This window comes from Variovorax atrisoli 110B, assembly GCF_000382045.1.
Classification (GTDB): domain Bacteria; phylum Pseudomonadota; class Gammaproteobacteria; order Burkholderiales; family Burkholderiaceae_C; genus Variovorax; species Variovorax atrisoli.
Window position 1 is genome coordinate 297,971 of the sequence record NZ_KB907457.1, and the last position, 13,443, is coordinate 311,413.

Genomic DNA, 13,443 nt, shown 5'->3' on the forward strand with positions numbered 1-13,443 from the left:
TTCTTCAGGCGGGCTGGGGGTTCAACGGCATCCGGCGGATCAGGCCGAGAAGCTCGAGCCGCAGCCGCAGGTGCTGGTGGCGTTCGGGTTCTTGATCACGAACTGGGCGCCCTGCAGGTCTTCCTTGTAGTCGATCTCGGCGCCGACCAGGTACTGGTAGCTCATCGCGTCGATCAGCAGCGACACACCGTTCTTGGTCATGGTGGTGTCGTCTTCGTTGGTGATCTCGTCGAAGGTGAAGCCGTACTGGAAGCCGGAGCAGCCGCCGCCCTGCACGAACACGCGCAGCTTGAGGTCGGGGTTGCCTTCTTCGGCGATCAGGTCGGCCACCTTGGCTGCCGCGCTGTCGGTGAAGATGATCGGCTCGGGCATCTGGGTCTGGATGTTTTCGGCTACGGCGCTCATGGACTGATAACTCCTTGGGAGGGGGCCGGATGTGCGGCCAATGGGACGAATCCTACTGCAATGAGGCGATCTCGGCAGGCCATGGCCGGCTCGCACCCCATTGCAAGTGGGGTCGGAGCAACCTGGCACCAGGGCCTCCAATGAAAAAGCCGCCCGAAGGCGGCTTCTTGTTCGCTTGCAGGAAGCGGATCAGCGCTTGCTGAACTGCTTGCGGCGACGGGCGGAGTGCAGACCGACCTTCTTACGCTCGACTTCACGAGCGTCGCGCGTCACGTAGCCAGCCTGGCTCAGCACCGACTTCAGACCTGCGTCGTAGTCGATCAGCGCGCGGGTGATGCCGTGGCGGGTCGCGCCGGCCTGACCGGATTCGCCGCCGCCGTGCACGTTGACCATCACGTCGAAGGTTTCGAGGTTGTTGGTCAGCGCGAGGGGTTGCTTCGCGATCATGATCGAGGTTTCACGGCCGAAGAAATCCTGGATGTCCTTGCCGTTGACCGTGATCTTGCCCGAGCCCTTTTTCAGAAACACGCGGGCGACGCTCGATTTGCGACGGCCGGTGCCGTTGTTCCATTCACCAATCATTCTCAAGGCTCCTTAGATTTCCAGCGTCTTGGGCTGCTGGGCGGCGTGCGGGTGCTCAGCACCACCGTACACCTTGAGTTTCTTGATCATCGCGTAACCGAGCGGACCCTTGGGCAGCATGCCCTTGACGGCCTTTTCCAGGGCGCGGCCCGGATGCTTGGATTGCATGTCGCGGAAGTTGGTCGCCGTGATACCGCCCGGGTAGCCCGAGTGACGGTAGTACACCTTGTCGATCGACTTGGCGCCGGTGACGCGCAGTTGCGATGCGTTGATGATGACGATGAAGTCACCGGTGTCGACGTGAGGCGTATAAATGGCCTTGTGTTTGCCGCGCAGACGGAGAGCAACTTCGCTGGCTACTCGTCCGAGGACCTTGTCGGTCGCGTCAATCACAAACCACTCGTGCGTCACGTCAGCGGGCTTGGCGCTGAACGTTTTGGTCATGAGTTTTCTCTTGCAAGAAGGTTTGGCGGGCCCTTTTCCACGGTCGGCGTTCCTCTGACGGGAATCTCTTAGGTGGGTTTCGAAGTCTTCGCCGCGGGGCCACAAAAACGCTGCGAAGCCGACGATTATACGAAGAATGGCCCCGCGCAGGCAAATTCATGCCTTGGCGGCCCCAACACCGTTACCATCCTCCCCCTATGTTCAGCTACCGCCACGCCTTCCATGCCGGCAACCACGCCGACGTGCTCAAGCACACGGTGCTGATTGCCACGCTCGACCACCTGCTCGAAAAAGAGGCAGCTCTGACGGTCGTCGACACCCATGCCGGAGCCGGCCTCTACCGTTTGGACGGCGACTACGCCGGCACTAGCGGTGAGGCTGCCGACGGCGTGCTGCGCCTCCTTTCCGACAGCAAAACGTCCGACAGCCCCGCCACCCCGGCGAAGCCTGCTATCAAAAAAGCAGCAACCGAGGCCGATGCCCCCTTGGCTGACGCCATCGCCCGCTACCTGGGCGTGATCGGCGACTTCAACCCCAAGGGCGGCGCGCGCGTCTACCCCGGCTCGCCCTTCATCGTGCAGCACCTGCTGCGCGACCACGACAAGCTCAAGCTCTTCGAGCTGCACCCCACCGACGCGCGCACGCTGGACGCCAACATCGCCCAGCTCGAGGCCGGCCGCCAGATCGCGGTGCTGCGCGAGGACGGTTTCGGCAGTGCCACCAAGTTCCTGCCGCCGCCGTCGCGCCGCGCGCTGGTGCTCATGGACCCCAGCTACGAGATGAAGACCGACTACGGCCGCGTGCTCGACTTCATGGCAGAGGCGCTCAAGCGATTCGCCACGGGCACCTACGCGGTCTGGTATCCGATCATTCCGCGGCCCGAGGCGCACGACCTGCCGCGCCGGCTCAAGACGATGGCGACCAAGGCCGGCAAGTCGTGGCTCCACGCCACGCTGACGGTCAAGTCCAGCAAGATCACGAAAGACGCCGCATCGGGCGCGACGCACCGGCCGGGCCTGCCGGCCAGCGGCATGTTCCTGATCAACCCGCCCTACACGCTGAAGCCGCTGCTGGCGGCCGCGCTGCCGCAGCTGGTGCAGCGCCTGGGCCAGGACCGCAACGCCGCCTTCTCGCTCGATTCGGACGGCTGAGCAAGCCGCCCTTGTCGCATCTGCCTGCCTACTTGCGGCGGCGGGGCGGCACCACGGCCTTGCGCCGCGCCGGAGCCGGCGCGCGCGCCCGCTGCTGCGGTTCGCTCGAAGCGACGGGCGCCGCCGCATCGCCGGCCTCGACCGGCAGGCCGCCGCAGCGCATGCCGTCGCGGTCGATCACCGTCAGCGCCACCTGCTTGATGCCCAGCCCCGTCAGGCCGATCCGGTCGGCCGCCGCGCGGCTCAGGTCGATGACGCGTCCCGCCGAATAGGGGCCGCGGTCGTTGATGCGCACCAGCACCTCGCTGCCGTTGACGAGGCTGCGCACGCACACGCGCGTGTTGAATGGAAGCGTCTTGTGGGCCGCCGTCATGGCGCTCATGTCGAAGCGTTCGCCGCTGGCGGTCTTGCGCTGGTGGAACTGGATGCCGTACCACGAGGCGCCGCCGCGCTCGAAAATTTCGCGCGGCCCGTCGTCGGGAATACCGTCGTCCGGGGCCTGCTCGCCCATGCCGGAGACGGCGAGGTCATAGCGCACCGCGGGTACGCTGGAGCGCGCGGCCGCGCCCGGAGGTACCGCGATGGCGCGGGGCAGGGGCAGCAGCTTCGTCCCGTCACCGCCGCCTTCGGCGTCGGTGGCAGGCGGCATGGCGCATCCCGCAAGAACGCAGGTCGCCGCGACAAGCGCCGCCCGGAACCCCGCGCGCCCTCTCAATCGAGGCGCTCCAGCACAGCCAGCGTGGCCGCCGACTGGTTCATCGTGTAGAAGTGCAGCGCCGGCGCGCCGCCTTCCTGCAGGCGCGCGCACAGGTCGGTGACCACATCGAGACCGAAGGCCTTGATCGACGCCGTGTCGTCGCCGAAGCTCTGCAGCCGCAGGCGGATCCAGCGCGGGATCTCTGCGCCGCAGGCGTCCGAGAAGCGCATGAGCTGCGTCGAACTCGTGATCGGCATGATGCCCGGCACGATCGGCGTGTCGAGCCCCAGCTTGCGCACGTCGTCGACGAAGCGGAAATACGCCTCGGGGCTGAAGAAGTACTGCGTGATCGCCGAGTCGGCGCCCGCCTTCACCTTGGCGGCGAAGGCCTGCAGATCGGCCTCGGGCGAGCGGGCCTGCGGGTGGATCTCGGGGTAGCAGGCCACCTCGATGTGGAAGTCGCGGCCGGTCTCCTCGCGGATGAAGCCCACGAGGTCGCTCGCATACTGGAACTCGCCGCCGATGCCGTAGCCGCTGGGCAGGTCGCCGCGCAGCGCCACCAGGCGCTTGACGCCCATCGCCTTCAACTCGGCGAGCTGCTCGCGCACGGTGGCGCGCGTGGCGCCGATGCACGAGAAGTGGCTCGCGGCGTCCACGCCTTCGGACAGGATCTCCTGCACCGCACCGAAGGTGCCCTGGTGCGTGGAACCGCCCGCGCCGTAGGTGACCGAGCAGAACTGCGGCTTGCGCGCATACAGCTGCTGGCGCACCGCGCGCAGCTTGACCGCGCCTTCGGGCGTCTTGGTCGGGAAGAATTCGAAACTCAACGGAAGGCGCACCTGCGTCTCCTTAGGAACCGTTCGCCTGAACAGCGCGAACGGCGTGAATGAAAAACTCGCGGTTGCCGTCGCCCCCGGCGATCGGGCTGTCGAACCACTGCAGCACCCGCAGGCCGAGCGCCTCGCAGGCATCGCGCAGGCGCTTCTCGACCACCGCGTACAGCGCGTCGTCGCGCACGATGCCGCCCTTGCCGATTTGGCCCGGTTGCAGCTCGAACTGGGGCTTGACCAGCATCAGCAGGCGCCCTTCATCGGCCATGAATCCGACGACCGCCGGCAGCACCAGCGTGAGCGAGATGAACGACAGGTCGCCCACGATCAGGTCGAAGCGTGGCCCGCCTTCATCGGCTTCTTCGCCGAGATCGTCGGCCGACAGCGCACGCGCATTGACGCCCTCGATGGCCACCACGCGCTCGTCCTCGCGCAGCCGCGCATGCAGCTGTCCGTGGCCGACGTCGACGCCCACCACACGGGCGGCGCCGCGCTGCAGCAGGCAGTCGGTGAAGCCGCCGGTCGACTGGCCCACGTCGAGGCACAGCCAGCCGGCCGGGTCGATGCCGCTCGCCGCCAGCGCGCCCTCGAGCTTGAGCCCGCCGCGCGAAACATAGCGCGCTTCCGCCGCATCGACCAGCTCGAGCTCGGCAGACTCCGGCACGTCGTCCTTGTTCTTGACGACATTGCGCCAGGCGTCGCCCGAGCCCGCGTCACGCCAGCGCAAGCCGCCGGCGATGAGCCGCACGGCCTGCGAACGCGACGCGGCCAGGCCGCGCTCCACCAGCAACTGATCGGCGCGCATGCGCTGCTGCGGCTGTCGCTGCCACCCCCGCTCAGTAGCGGTAGGTGTCCGGCTTGTAGGGGCCGTTCTTGTCGACGCCGATGTAGGCGGCCTGCACGTCGGTCAGCTCGGTCAGCATGGCACCGACCTTCTTCAGGTGCAGGCGCGCGACCTTCTCGTCGAGGTGCTTCGGGAGCACGTAGACCTTGCCGGCCTGGTAGGCGTCGGGCTTGGTGAACAGCTCGATCTGCGCGATGGTCTGGTTCGCGAACGACGACGACATCACGAAGCTCGGGTGGCCCGTGCCGCAGCCCAGGTTCACGAGACGGCCCTTGGCCAGCAGGATGATCTTCTTGCCGTCGGGGAACTTGATGTGGTCGACCTGCGGCTTGATCTCTTCCCACTCGTACTTCTCGATCGAAGCGACGTCGATCTCGTTGTCGAAGTGGCCGATGTTGCAGACGATGGCCTGGTCCTTCATGGCGGCCATGTGCTCGTGGCGGATCACGTCGCGGTTGCCGGTGGTGGTCACGAAGATGTCGGCCTTGTCGGCGGCGTATTCCATCGTCACGACCTTGTAGCCTTCCATGGCGGCCTGCAGGGCGTTGATCGGGTCGATCTCGGTCACCCACACCTGCGCCGACAGCGCGCGCAGCGCCTGGGCCGAGCCCTTGCCCACGTCGCCGTAGCCGGCCACGCAGGCGACCTTGCCGGCGATCATCACGTCGGTGGCGCGCTTGATGCCGTCCACCAGCGATTCGCGGCAGCCGTACAGGTTGTCGAACTTGCTCTTGGTGACGGAGTCGTTCACGTTGATCGCGCGGAACAGCAGCGTGCCCTTGGCGGACATCTCGTTCAGGCGGTGCACGCCGGTGGTGGTTTCTTCCGTCACGCCGATGATCTCGGCCGACTTGCGGGTGTACCAGGTGCCGTCGACGGCCAGCTTGGCCTTGATGGCGGCGTAGAGGATGCGCTCTTCCTCGCTGGTCGGGTTGGCGAGCACGCTCTGGTCCTTCTCGGCGCGCTGGCCCAGGTGCATCAGCAGCGTGGCGTCGCCGCCGTCGTCCAGGATCATGTTCGGGCCTTCGCCCTTCGAGCCCTTGGGGCCGAAGTCGAAGATGGCGTGGGTGTAGTCCCAGTAGTCCTTCAGCGACTCGCCCTTGATCGCGAACACCGGCGTGCCCTTCTCGGCGATGGCGGCGGCGGCGTGGTCCTGCGTCGAGAAGATGTTGCACGAGGCCCAGCGCACCTGTGCGCCGAGTGCCTGCAGCGTCTCGATCAGCACGGCCGTCTGGATCGTCATGTGCAGCGAGCCGGTGATGCGCGCGCCCTTCAGCGGCTGCGACTTCGCGAACTCCTCGCGGATGGCCATCAGGCCGGGCATCTCGGTTTCCGCGATGCGGATTTCCTTGCGGCCCCAGGCGGCCAGGGACAGGTCGGCGATCGCCTGGTCGGCGGTCGAAACGGGGGTGGGCTTGAGAACAGCGCTCATGGGAACTCCAACAAAACTGGTTTGAAAGATGCCGCCGGATACGGGAAATGGGCTCACCGCAAGAACAGCGGGTGAGCGTCGTTGCGATATGTGGTCCGAGCCTCACGCCTGACGGCGCTGCAACGCTCCTCGGAGGGGCGGATTGTAGACGGGGCGACCGGGCGCGCCAATGCCGCGGGATTTGGCCGCGCCGCAGCTGCCGGGGGGCTGACATCCGGCGTCCCCGGCCCCGTGTTGACCTTTGGTTACGATTCTCCCGGGCTCGGTCCAGGAGCCGGCCGGCGCCCTGCCGGGCCCATTCAAAAAGAGAGGGAAGCGTCACATGAGGATGGAAAAAAGACATCTCGCAAGCCTGGGCCTCGTCGCCCTGCTGACAGCTTGCGGAGGGGGCGGCGGAGGCTCCGGCGGCGGGCTTTCGCTGGGAACCGGCGGCAACACGAAGCCGGAAACGCCCGCGGCGGCGGCCAAGACCACGGCCGATGCGCGCAGCGGCAGCTACCGCGTCTACGCGGCCAACGGCACGCAGCAGCAGCTCTCGGTCGACTTCGACGCCGGCAGCTACACCATGACGGACAACCTCGGCGTGGCCGAATCCGGCACCTTCGCCGAGGACTTCACCGAGCCGGGCACCTACGTGTTCGCGAGCAGCCGCATCGCCACCGCGGCCAACACCTCGCGCTTCCGCGTGACGAGCGACACCATCGTGGGCGCGTTCCCGTTCCAGACCGCGTACTCGAGCCCCGCTGCCTACGCCGCACAGCCGTTCGTGGCGGCGCGCGACTTCGTCACCACCGCGGCGCTGATCGACGGCACCTACAACCGCTTCAGCGTCACGCGCAGCCCCGGCGGCGCGCAGGACTCGACGATCCTGTCGATGCGCCTGTCGGGCAGCGGCACGGTGCTGGAGTTCTGCAACGACGCCATCATCTACAGGATCGACCTCTGCCCCGCCGCCTCGAAGCGCACCTACGCGGTCACGCCGGGGGTCGACGACGCCTGGGTCGCGACCAACGTGGCCAACAGCAGCGACGTCGCCAACTTCCGCGTGGCGCGCATCGGCGGCCAGAACGTGTACCTCGGCGCAGGCCTCAGCGTCTCGCCGGCCCAGCAGTTCTTGCGCATCGCCCTGCCCGAGTCGTCGAGCTGGCCCACCACGCGCGGCATCGGCTCGTCGACCACGGGCAGCTGGGGCACGAACCTGATCAGCACGACCAGCACGGTGCGCACCTCCACCGGCACCGACGATACCTACGGCACCCTGACGATGCCGGTGGACAGCACCGCCTACGCGAACCAGCCCCTGGGCATCCGCGGCGTCAACTTCACCGGGGCGAACAAGTACTTCGCGATGCAGGCCGGCGAGCTTTCGGTGCTGGTGGGCGCGCGCAGCAACACCGCCACGCAGGGCTATATCCAGCTCAACCTGATCGACAACGGCGCCACGCCCGACGCACGCAACGGGCGCTACAAGGTCTACGCCACCAACGGCTCGCGGCAGACGCTGGCGCTGAACGTCGACAGCAAGCGCTACGAGATGACCGATGCCGCCGGCACCGTCGCCTCGGGCAGCTTCGCCGAGGACACGGCCGAGCCGGGCAGCTTCATCTTCGCGAGCAGCCGCATCACGGGCGCCGCCAATACGGCGAGCTTCCGCTTCACGACGGATACGGTGGTCGGCGCGTTCCCGTTCGCGGTCGCGCAGGTCACGCCCGAGAGCTACGCCGTGCGGCCCTTCGTGGCATCGCGCGCGCTGCTGAAGACGCAGGCTGCGCTCGACGGCACCTACAACCGGCTGGGCATCAACATGACGGCCACCGGCGGCGATTCGTCGATCACCCAGATCCAGATCGCCAACGGCGGCACCGTGCTCTACCTGTGCAACGACAACGTGATCTACCGGATCGACAACTGTCCTTCCGCATCCGTGCTGACGTACACCGTGTCGGCTGGCACCACCGTGGACACCTGGCGCATCGTGAACGTGGCCAATCCGTCGGACAACGGCACCTTCGCGGTCGCGCGCGTCGGAGGCGAGAACATCTACCTCTCGGCCGGCAACGTGGCGTCCACGCCCCCGAGGTCGGTGTTCCGCATCGGCCTGCCCGAACGCGCCACATGGCCCACCGTCATCGCGCGCGGCGGAGCCACCAGCGGCGGCTGGGGCAGCACCGGCCTCGACGCGTCTTACTACACGCGCACCCAGACGCTGCCCGACGGCACCAGCGCCACGCTCAACGCGTCGCTGGCTCCGATGGGCACGAACGGCCCGCTCAACATGCGCGCGGCGACCTTCATCGGCCCGAACTACCACTTCGCGAGCCAGAGCAGCAAGCTCTTCGCGATGGTCGGCTCGCGCAACCCGGCCACGGCCGGCGCGATGGAGATCGGCCTGATCGACTGACGCCGCGGGCGCTTCGCCCTGAAAGCCAGGAAGGCCGCATGCCGCATCGCGTGGCATGCGGCCTTTTTTCGTTGCTCATTCAGGCCTAAGACGGCCGCCTGCACGTTTCGCCTGCGCGACGTACATTGGCCGGCCCACAGCCCCTGAAAGCCAACATGCAGATCCACTCCTCCAGCACGCCCAGGACCTTGCTCGCAGCCCTTGCTGCCGCCGTCGGCCTGGCCGCCGCCCTGCTTCCGGCGGGCGCGTCCGCCCAGAACGCCGACACCGTCCGCATCCGCGGCACCCTCGTGCGCGTCGATGCGAACACCCTGGTCGTGCAGGACCGCAGCGGCGAGGTCGTCTCGCTCGCCCGGCCCGCCGGCCTGCCCGTGTCGGAGGTCTACCCGATCAAGCTCTCGGACATCAAGCGCGGCAGCTTCATCGGCACCGCCGCCATGCCGCAGCCCGACGGCACGCAGAAGGCGCTCGAAGTCGTCGTGTTCCCCGAGGCTGCGCGCGGCACGGGCGAGGGCCATCGTCCCTGGGACCTGCTGCCCGAAAGCACCATGACCAACGCCACGGTCGCAGACCTGGCCGCGGCGCCGAAGTCGGTGCGCGGCGGCCAGCAGCTGCACCTGACCTACAAGGGCGGCGAGAAGACCGTCGTGGTGCCGCCCGACGTTCCGGTGGTCACCTTCCGGCCCGGTACCGACGCACTGCTGGTGCCGGGCGCACGGGTGCTGGTGAATGCGCAGGAGAAGAACGGCACGCCCACCGCGCTGCGCGTGACAGCCGGGCGCAACGGCTTCGCGCCGCCGATGTAGGAGCGAAGGCGGGCAGCGAAGGCGGGCAGCGAAGGCGGCACGCACCCAAGGGAAATCCCGCAGGCATTTTTGCGGCCGCGGTGAGCTCCGGCGCGCCGGCGCGGCGTATCGTGGCGAGGGTTTCCGGCCGCCGGGCCGGTCCCTCCCTACCAACGTCCACCGTCACAGGAGATTCCGCACCATGGCCACTGCCAAGAAAGCCGCCGCCAAGAAGACCACTGCCAGCAGCAGCACCGCCAGCGCGAAGAAGGCGGCGCCCGACGTCGCGGACATGCTCAATCCGCTGAAGGGCATGGCCGACCGGCTGCAGGGCCTGAACCTGACCGGCGGCGCCGGCAAGCTGCTGGAAGCGGGACGCAAGGACCTCGCGGCGCTGATGGAGGCCAACGAGAAGTCCTACCAGGGCCTGCAGACCGTCGTGCAGCGCCAGACCGAGATGATCAAGAGCGCCATCTCCGAGTGGCAGGCCGCCGCCAAGGAGATGCCGGGCAAGGACCCGAAGGAGAACCTCGCCAAGCTCGACGAACTGGGCCGTCAGTCGTTCCAGCGCGCCATCGACGACATCAAGGAGCTGGCCAACCTGGCGGCCAAGTCGCAGGCCGATGCCTTCGACGTGGTGCGCCAGCGCATCCAGGCGAACGTCGACGAAGTGACGAAGATGCTGCAGCGCAAGTGAGCCGGCAAGAGACAGCTCCGACGGACGACCTCCGCGCGCAGCCATGACTTCAGTTCCACCGCGCATCGAGCACCGCACGCGCGCCAACGGCATCGAGCTGGCCTGGGACAGCTTCGGCGACCCGGCCGCCGAGCCGCTGCTGCTGGTGATGGGCCTCGGCGCGCAGATGGTGGCCTGGGACGACGCCTTCTGCGCCCGGCTCGCCGAGGCTGGCAGGCACCGCGTGATCCGCTTCGACAACCGCGACATCGGCCATTCGACGCACCTCACGCTGCTGGGCGTGCCCGACATCCAGGCGCTGATGGCGCAGGCGGTGGCCGGGCTTCCGCTGCGGACGCCTTACGACCTGCGCGACATGGCGGCCGACTGCGTCGGGCTGCTCGATGCGCTGGGCATAGAGCGGGCCCACGTCGTGGGCGCCTCGATGGGCGGCGCCATCGGCCAAGAACTGTGCATCCACCATCCGCAGCGGATGCTGTCGTTCACCAGCATCATGTCGAGCACCGGCGCGCCGGGCCTGCCGCCGCCCACGCCCGAGGCGATGGCGGTGCTGTTCTCGCCCGCGCCGACCACCTTCGCGGCCTACCAGGCGCACTACGCGAAGGTGTGGCGCGTGCTGCGCGGGCCCGGGAGCTTCCCGCTCGACGAAGCGCGCGACGCCGAGAAGGCGCAGCTCGTCTTCCTGCGCGGGCTCAACCCGGCCGGCGTGGCGCGGCAGCTCGCGGCCATCCTCGCCTCCGGCAACCGCAAGCCCGCGCTGCGCAAGGTGCGCGTGCCCACGCTGGTGGTCCACGGCGACGACGACCCGCTGGTTCCGGTGGCCTGCGGCATCGACGTGGCCGATGCGATCGCAGGCGCGCAGCTGCTGCGCATTCCGGGCATGGGGCACGCCCTGCCGATCCCGATGTGGCCGCAGATCATCGACGCCATCGCGGCGCACACGGCGAGACACGCCGGCACCTGAAACGGCTGGGACACGAGCGACGAGGCGACAGACAAGAAGGGAGCATCCGCCATGACGAACAAGTTCTCCCCCCTCGACCCGATGGCCATGTGGCGCGAGCTCACCGCCCAGTGGGAGAAGAGCACCAACGAGTTCGCCAACGAGACCATGGCCTCGGACCCGTTCCGACAGGGCATGCACGGCGGCATGAACGCCTCGCTCACCGCGCAGAAGGCACTGGGCGACCTGATGGCGCGCTACCTCGCGATGCTGAACCTGCCCACGCGCGCCGACCTGCAGGTGCTGGGCGAGCAGCTGCAGCGCATCGACGACCACCTGGCGCGCATCGCCCGTGCGGTGGAAGCCGGCCCCTCTGCGGCCGCTGCATCCGCCAAGGCTGCGCCGGGACCGCGCCGTACCCGGCAGCCGCCTGCGGCCTCCATGACCCCGACATCGCCGCCAGTGCCGAAGGCGCCGGCCCGCACACGCAAGCCCGCAGGAAAGCGCTCGCCATGACCGCCGGGGAAGACAACACCTTCGCCCTGCCCGACATCGCGGTCGACATGGCCGCCGAGATCGAGCGCACGATCCAGCGCAACATCAAGGGCCTGGATTTCCTCACCACCGCCGCGCCCGCCGTGGGGCAGACGCCCAAGGACGAGATCCACCGTCGCGGCACGCTGAGCCTGTACCACTACCGGCCGATGGCCGACGAAATCTACCGCGTGCCGCTGCTGATCGTGATGGCGACCACCAACCGCGGCTACATCCTCGACCTCGCGCCGGGCCAGAGCATGGTCGAGCACCTGCTCCTGCGCGGCTACGACGTCTACATGATGGACTGGAACGCGCCGCGCCCGCAGGAGAAGTACCTGCGCATCGAGGACTACGTGCTCGACTTCATCCCCGACTCGATCCGCCGCGTGCAGGAGCGCTCGGGCGAGGCAGACGTCACGCTCGTGGGCTACTGCATGGGCGGCGTGCTCTCCACGCTCTATGCCGCGCTGCACCCCGGCGGGCCGATGAAGAACCTCGCGCTCTTCACCACGCCCGTCGACTTCAGCCGCATGAAGCTGTTCCATGCGTGGTCGGACCGCCGCTACTTCGACGTCGACCGCCTCGTCGACACCGTGGGCAACGTGCCGCCCGAGATGCTTTTCACCTCCTTCGACATGCTGCGCCCCGCCGGCCGAAGCGCGGGCATGGTGCAGCTGTGGGACAACATGGACAACGACGAATTCGTCAAGTCGTACCGCATGTTCGACCGCTGGGGCAACGAGATGCTGCCGCTGGCCGGCGAGTACTTCCGCCAGACCGTCAAGGAACTCATGTGGGGCAACAAGCTGCACAAGGGCGAGCTGGTGATCGGCGGACAGAAGGTGCGGCTGAAGAACATCCGGGTGCCGGTGCTGCATGCGCTCGCGCAGCACGACCACATCGTTCCGTACGAGGCCGGGCAGCCGCTGGTGGCCGGCATCGGCTCCACCGACAAGGAGGAAGTGGTGCTCAAGGGCGGCCACGTCAGCCTCGCCGCCGGGCCCAACGCGGTGCGCCGGCTGTGGCCCAGACTCGACGAATGGCTTGGAGTGCGATCGACATGAGCATCACCACCGTGACCGACTCCTTCTCGCGGACCTACCCGCGCACCGTGACCAGCAGCGAGGGCAGCATCGTCCTGCGCCTGATGGCCGCCGAAGACGCCGATGCCGTGCTCGCCTTCGCACAGGCGTTGCCGGCGCACGACCTGCTCTTTCTGCCGCGCGACATCACCCAGCCCAAGGTGATGAACGCCTGGGTGCGCGCCATCGAGCGCGGCGACATCGACAGCGTGCTCGCGGTGCGCGAGAAGGCCGTGCTCGGCTGCGCGGCGGTGATCCGCGATCCGCACTCCTGGTCGAGCCACGTCGCCGAGCTGCGCGTGCTCGCCGCACCCGAGCTGCGCGGCAGCGGCCTGGGCCACAAGCTCGCACGCGAAGCCTGCGCGCTGGCCATCGAGCGCGGGGCCGAAAAGCTCGTCGCCCGCATGACCGTCGACCAGCGCGGCGCCATCGCCGTCTTCCAGGCCCTGGGCTTCAAGCCCGAGGCGCTCCTGAACAAGCACGTGAAGGATCGCCAGGGGCTGGCGCACGACCTCGTGGTGCTGAGCCAGGACGTGGCGCGGTTCGAGGCACAGATGCGGGCGTATGGGATGGGCGAGGCGCTGGGGAGCTGAAGCGCCCCTGGCACGGGGGC

Annotated in this window: 15 protein-coding genes and 1 riboswitch; of the genes, 8 read left to right on the forward strand and 7 right to left on the reverse strand. The window is 68.2% G+C overall.

All coding sequences use genetic code 11. The features are described 5' to 3' along the window. Positions 1-39: 39 nt before the first annotated feature. The 3 genes from erpA to rplM all read right to left on the reverse strand — a co-directional run bounded on the left by erpA (position 40) and on the right by rplM (position 1,431). The gene (erpA, locus tag G369_RS0122800) at positions 40-405 is read right to left on the reverse strand and encodes an iron-sulfur cluster insertion protein ErpA (RefSeq protein ID WP_019656358.1); all 366 of its coding nucleotides are present in this window, start codon (positions 403-405) and stop codon (positions 40-42) included. A 189-nt stretch (positions 406-594) separates the two neighbouring features. Then, complete coding sequence (gene rpsI / locus G369_RS0122805; protein WP_019656359.1) at positions 595-987, reverse strand: 30S ribosomal protein S9; 393 nt, start codon at positions 985-987, stop codon at positions 595-597. Between the two features lie 12 nt (positions 988-999). Beyond that, a complete protein-coding gene (gene rplM, locus G369_RS0122810; protein ID WP_019656360.1) occupies positions 1,000-1,431 on the reverse strand; it encodes a 50S ribosomal protein L13 in 432 nt (143 codons plus the stop codon). 197 nt (positions 1,432-1,628) lie between these two features. Here rplM and G369_RS0122815 point away from each other — a divergent pair, with 197 nt between their 5' ends. Beyond that, a complete protein-coding gene (locus G369_RS0122815; protein WP_019656361.1) occupies positions 1,629-2,582 on the forward strand; it encodes a 23S rRNA (adenine(2030)-N(6))-methyltransferase RlmJ in 954 nt (317 codons plus the stop codon). A 28-nt stretch (positions 2,583-2,610) separates the two neighbouring features. Here G369_RS0122815 and G369_RS0122820 read toward each other — a convergent pair whose 3' ends face one another. The 4 genes from G369_RS0122820 to ahcY all read right to left on the reverse strand — a co-directional run bounded on the left by G369_RS0122820 (position 2,611) and on the right by ahcY (position 6,385). Beyond that, positions 2,611-3,231, reverse strand: coding sequence for a septal ring lytic transglycosylase RlpA family protein (locus tag G369_RS0122820; RefSeq protein ID WP_019656362.1), 621 nt, complete (start codon positions 3,229-3,231; stop codon positions 2,611-2,613). A 62-nt stretch (positions 3,232-3,293) separates the two neighbouring features. Further along, positions 3,294-4,118 (reverse strand): methylenetetrahydrofolate reductase [NAD(P)H], encoded by an 825-nt coding sequence (gene metF / locus G369_RS0122825; RefSeq protein ID WP_019656363.1) that lies wholly within the window; start codon positions 4,116-4,118, stop codon positions 3,294-3,296. A gap of 10 nt (positions 4,119-4,128) precedes the next feature. After that, positions 4,129-4,914, reverse strand: coding sequence for a TlyA family RNA methyltransferase (locus G369_RS0122830; RefSeq protein WP_019656364.1), 786 nt, complete (start codon positions 4,912-4,914; stop codon positions 4,129-4,131). Positions 4,915-4,945: 31 nt separating this feature from the next. Next, positions 4,946-6,385, reverse strand: coding sequence for an adenosylhomocysteinase (ahcY, locus tag G369_RS0122835; RefSeq protein WP_019656365.1), 1,440 nt, complete (start codon positions 6,383-6,385; stop codon positions 4,946-4,948). 66 nt (positions 6,386-6,451) lie between these two features. Then, positions 6,452-6,520: riboswitch (S-adenosyl-L-homocysteine riboswitch) on the reverse strand. A 187-nt stretch (positions 6,521-6,707) separates the two neighbouring features. On the opposite strand from ahcY, the gene G369_RS0122840 reads away from it, so the two are divergent. From G369_RS0122840 to G369_RS0122870, 7 genes are all read left to right on the forward strand, one after another. Next, entirely contained in the window at positions 6,708-8,786 is a 2,079-nt protein-coding gene (locus G369_RS0122840; protein ID WP_167333973.1) for a hypothetical protein, read from the forward strand. Positions 8,787-8,941: 155 nt separating this feature from the next. Next, positions 8,942-9,592, forward strand: coding sequence for a single stranded DNA-binding domain-containing protein (locus G369_RS0122845; protein WP_019656367.1), 651 nt, complete (start codon positions 8,942-8,944; stop codon positions 9,590-9,592). Between the two features lie 181 nt (positions 9,593-9,773). Next, complete coding sequence (gene phaP / locus G369_RS0122850) at positions 9,774-10,268, forward strand: TIGR01841 family phasin (RefSeq protein ID WP_019656368.1); 495 nt, start codon at positions 9,774-9,776, stop codon at positions 10,266-10,268. Between the two features lie 43 nt (positions 10,269-10,311). Then, positions 10,312-11,232: an alpha/beta fold hydrolase gene (locus G369_RS0122855; protein ID WP_019656369.1), complete on the forward strand. Its 921-nt coding sequence runs from the start codon at positions 10,312-10,314 to the stop codon at positions 11,230-11,232. Between the two features lie 51 nt (positions 11,233-11,283). Then, positions 11,284-11,727 (forward strand): hypothetical protein, encoded by a 444-nt coding sequence (locus G369_RS0122860; protein ID WP_019656370.1) that lies wholly within the window; start codon positions 11,284-11,286, stop codon positions 11,725-11,727. Beyond that, positions 11,724-12,812, forward strand: coding sequence for an alpha/beta fold hydrolase (locus G369_RS0122865; protein WP_019656371.1), 1,089 nt, complete (start codon positions 11,724-11,726; stop codon positions 12,810-12,812). Before G369_RS0122860 ends, G369_RS0122865 begins: the two co-directional genes overlap by 4 nt. Further along, on the forward strand, positions 12,809-13,423 hold the full coding sequence (locus G369_RS0122870) for a GNAT family N-acetyltransferase (protein WP_019656372.1): 615 nt from the start codon (positions 12,809-12,811) through the stop codon (positions 13,421-13,423). The genes G369_RS0122865 and G369_RS0122870 overlap by 4 nt, the downstream gene beginning before the upstream one ends. Positions 13,424-13,443: the final 20 nt, after the last annotated feature.

Excerpts from the sequence above, each read along its gene's own strand:
- erpA (WP_019656358.1), bottom strand. The coding sequence starts at position 405 with ATGAGCGCCGTAGCCGAAAACATCCAGACCCAGATGCCCGAGCCGATC.
- rpsI (WP_019656359.1), bottom strand. The coding sequence starts at position 987 with ATGATTGGTGAATGGAACAACGGCACCGGCCGTCGCAAATCGAGCGTC.
- rplM (WP_019656360.1), bottom strand. The coding sequence starts at position 1,431 with ATGACCAAAACGTTCAGCGCCAAGCCCGCTGACGTGACGCACGAGTGG.
- G369_RS0122815 (WP_019656361.1), top strand. The coding sequence starts at position 1,629 with ATGTTCAGCTACCGCCACGCCTTCCATGCCGGCAACCACGCCGACGTG.
- G369_RS0122820 (WP_019656362.1), bottom strand. The coding sequence starts at position 3,231 with ATGCCGCCTGCCACCGACGCCGAAGGCGGCGGTGACGGGACGAAGCTG.
- G369_RS0122830 (WP_019656364.1), bottom strand. The coding sequence starts at position 4,914 with ATGCGCGCCGATCAGTTGCTGGTGGAGCGCGGCCTGGCCGCGTCGCGT.
- ahcY (WP_019656365.1), bottom strand. The coding sequence starts at position 6,385 with ATGAGCGCTGTTCTCAAGCCCACCCCCGTTTCGACCGCCGACCAGGCG.
- G369_RS0122840 (WP_167333973.1), top strand. The coding sequence starts at position 6,708 with ATGAGGATGGAAAAAAGACATCTCGCAAGCCTGGGCCTCGTCGCCCTG.
- G369_RS0122845 (WP_019656367.1), top strand. The coding sequence starts at position 8,942 with ATGCAGATCCACTCCTCCAGCACGCCCAGGACCTTGCTCGCAGCCCTT.
- phaP (WP_019656368.1), top strand. The coding sequence starts at position 9,774 with ATGGCCACTGCCAAGAAAGCCGCCGCCAAGAAGACCACTGCCAGCAGC.
- G369_RS0122855 (WP_019656369.1), top strand. The coding sequence starts at position 10,312 with ATGACTTCAGTTCCACCGCGCATCGAGCACCGCACGCGCGCCAACGGC.
- G369_RS0122860 (WP_019656370.1), top strand. The coding sequence starts at position 11,284 with ATGACGAACAAGTTCTCCCCCCTCGACCCGATGGCCATGTGGCGCGAG.
- G369_RS0122865 (WP_019656371.1), top strand. The coding sequence starts at position 11,724 with ATGACCGCCGGGGAAGACAACACCTTCGCCCTGCCCGACATCGCGGTC.
- G369_RS0122870 (WP_019656372.1), top strand. The coding sequence starts at position 12,809 with ATGAGCATCACCACCGTGACCGACTCCTTCTCGCGGACCTACCCGCGC.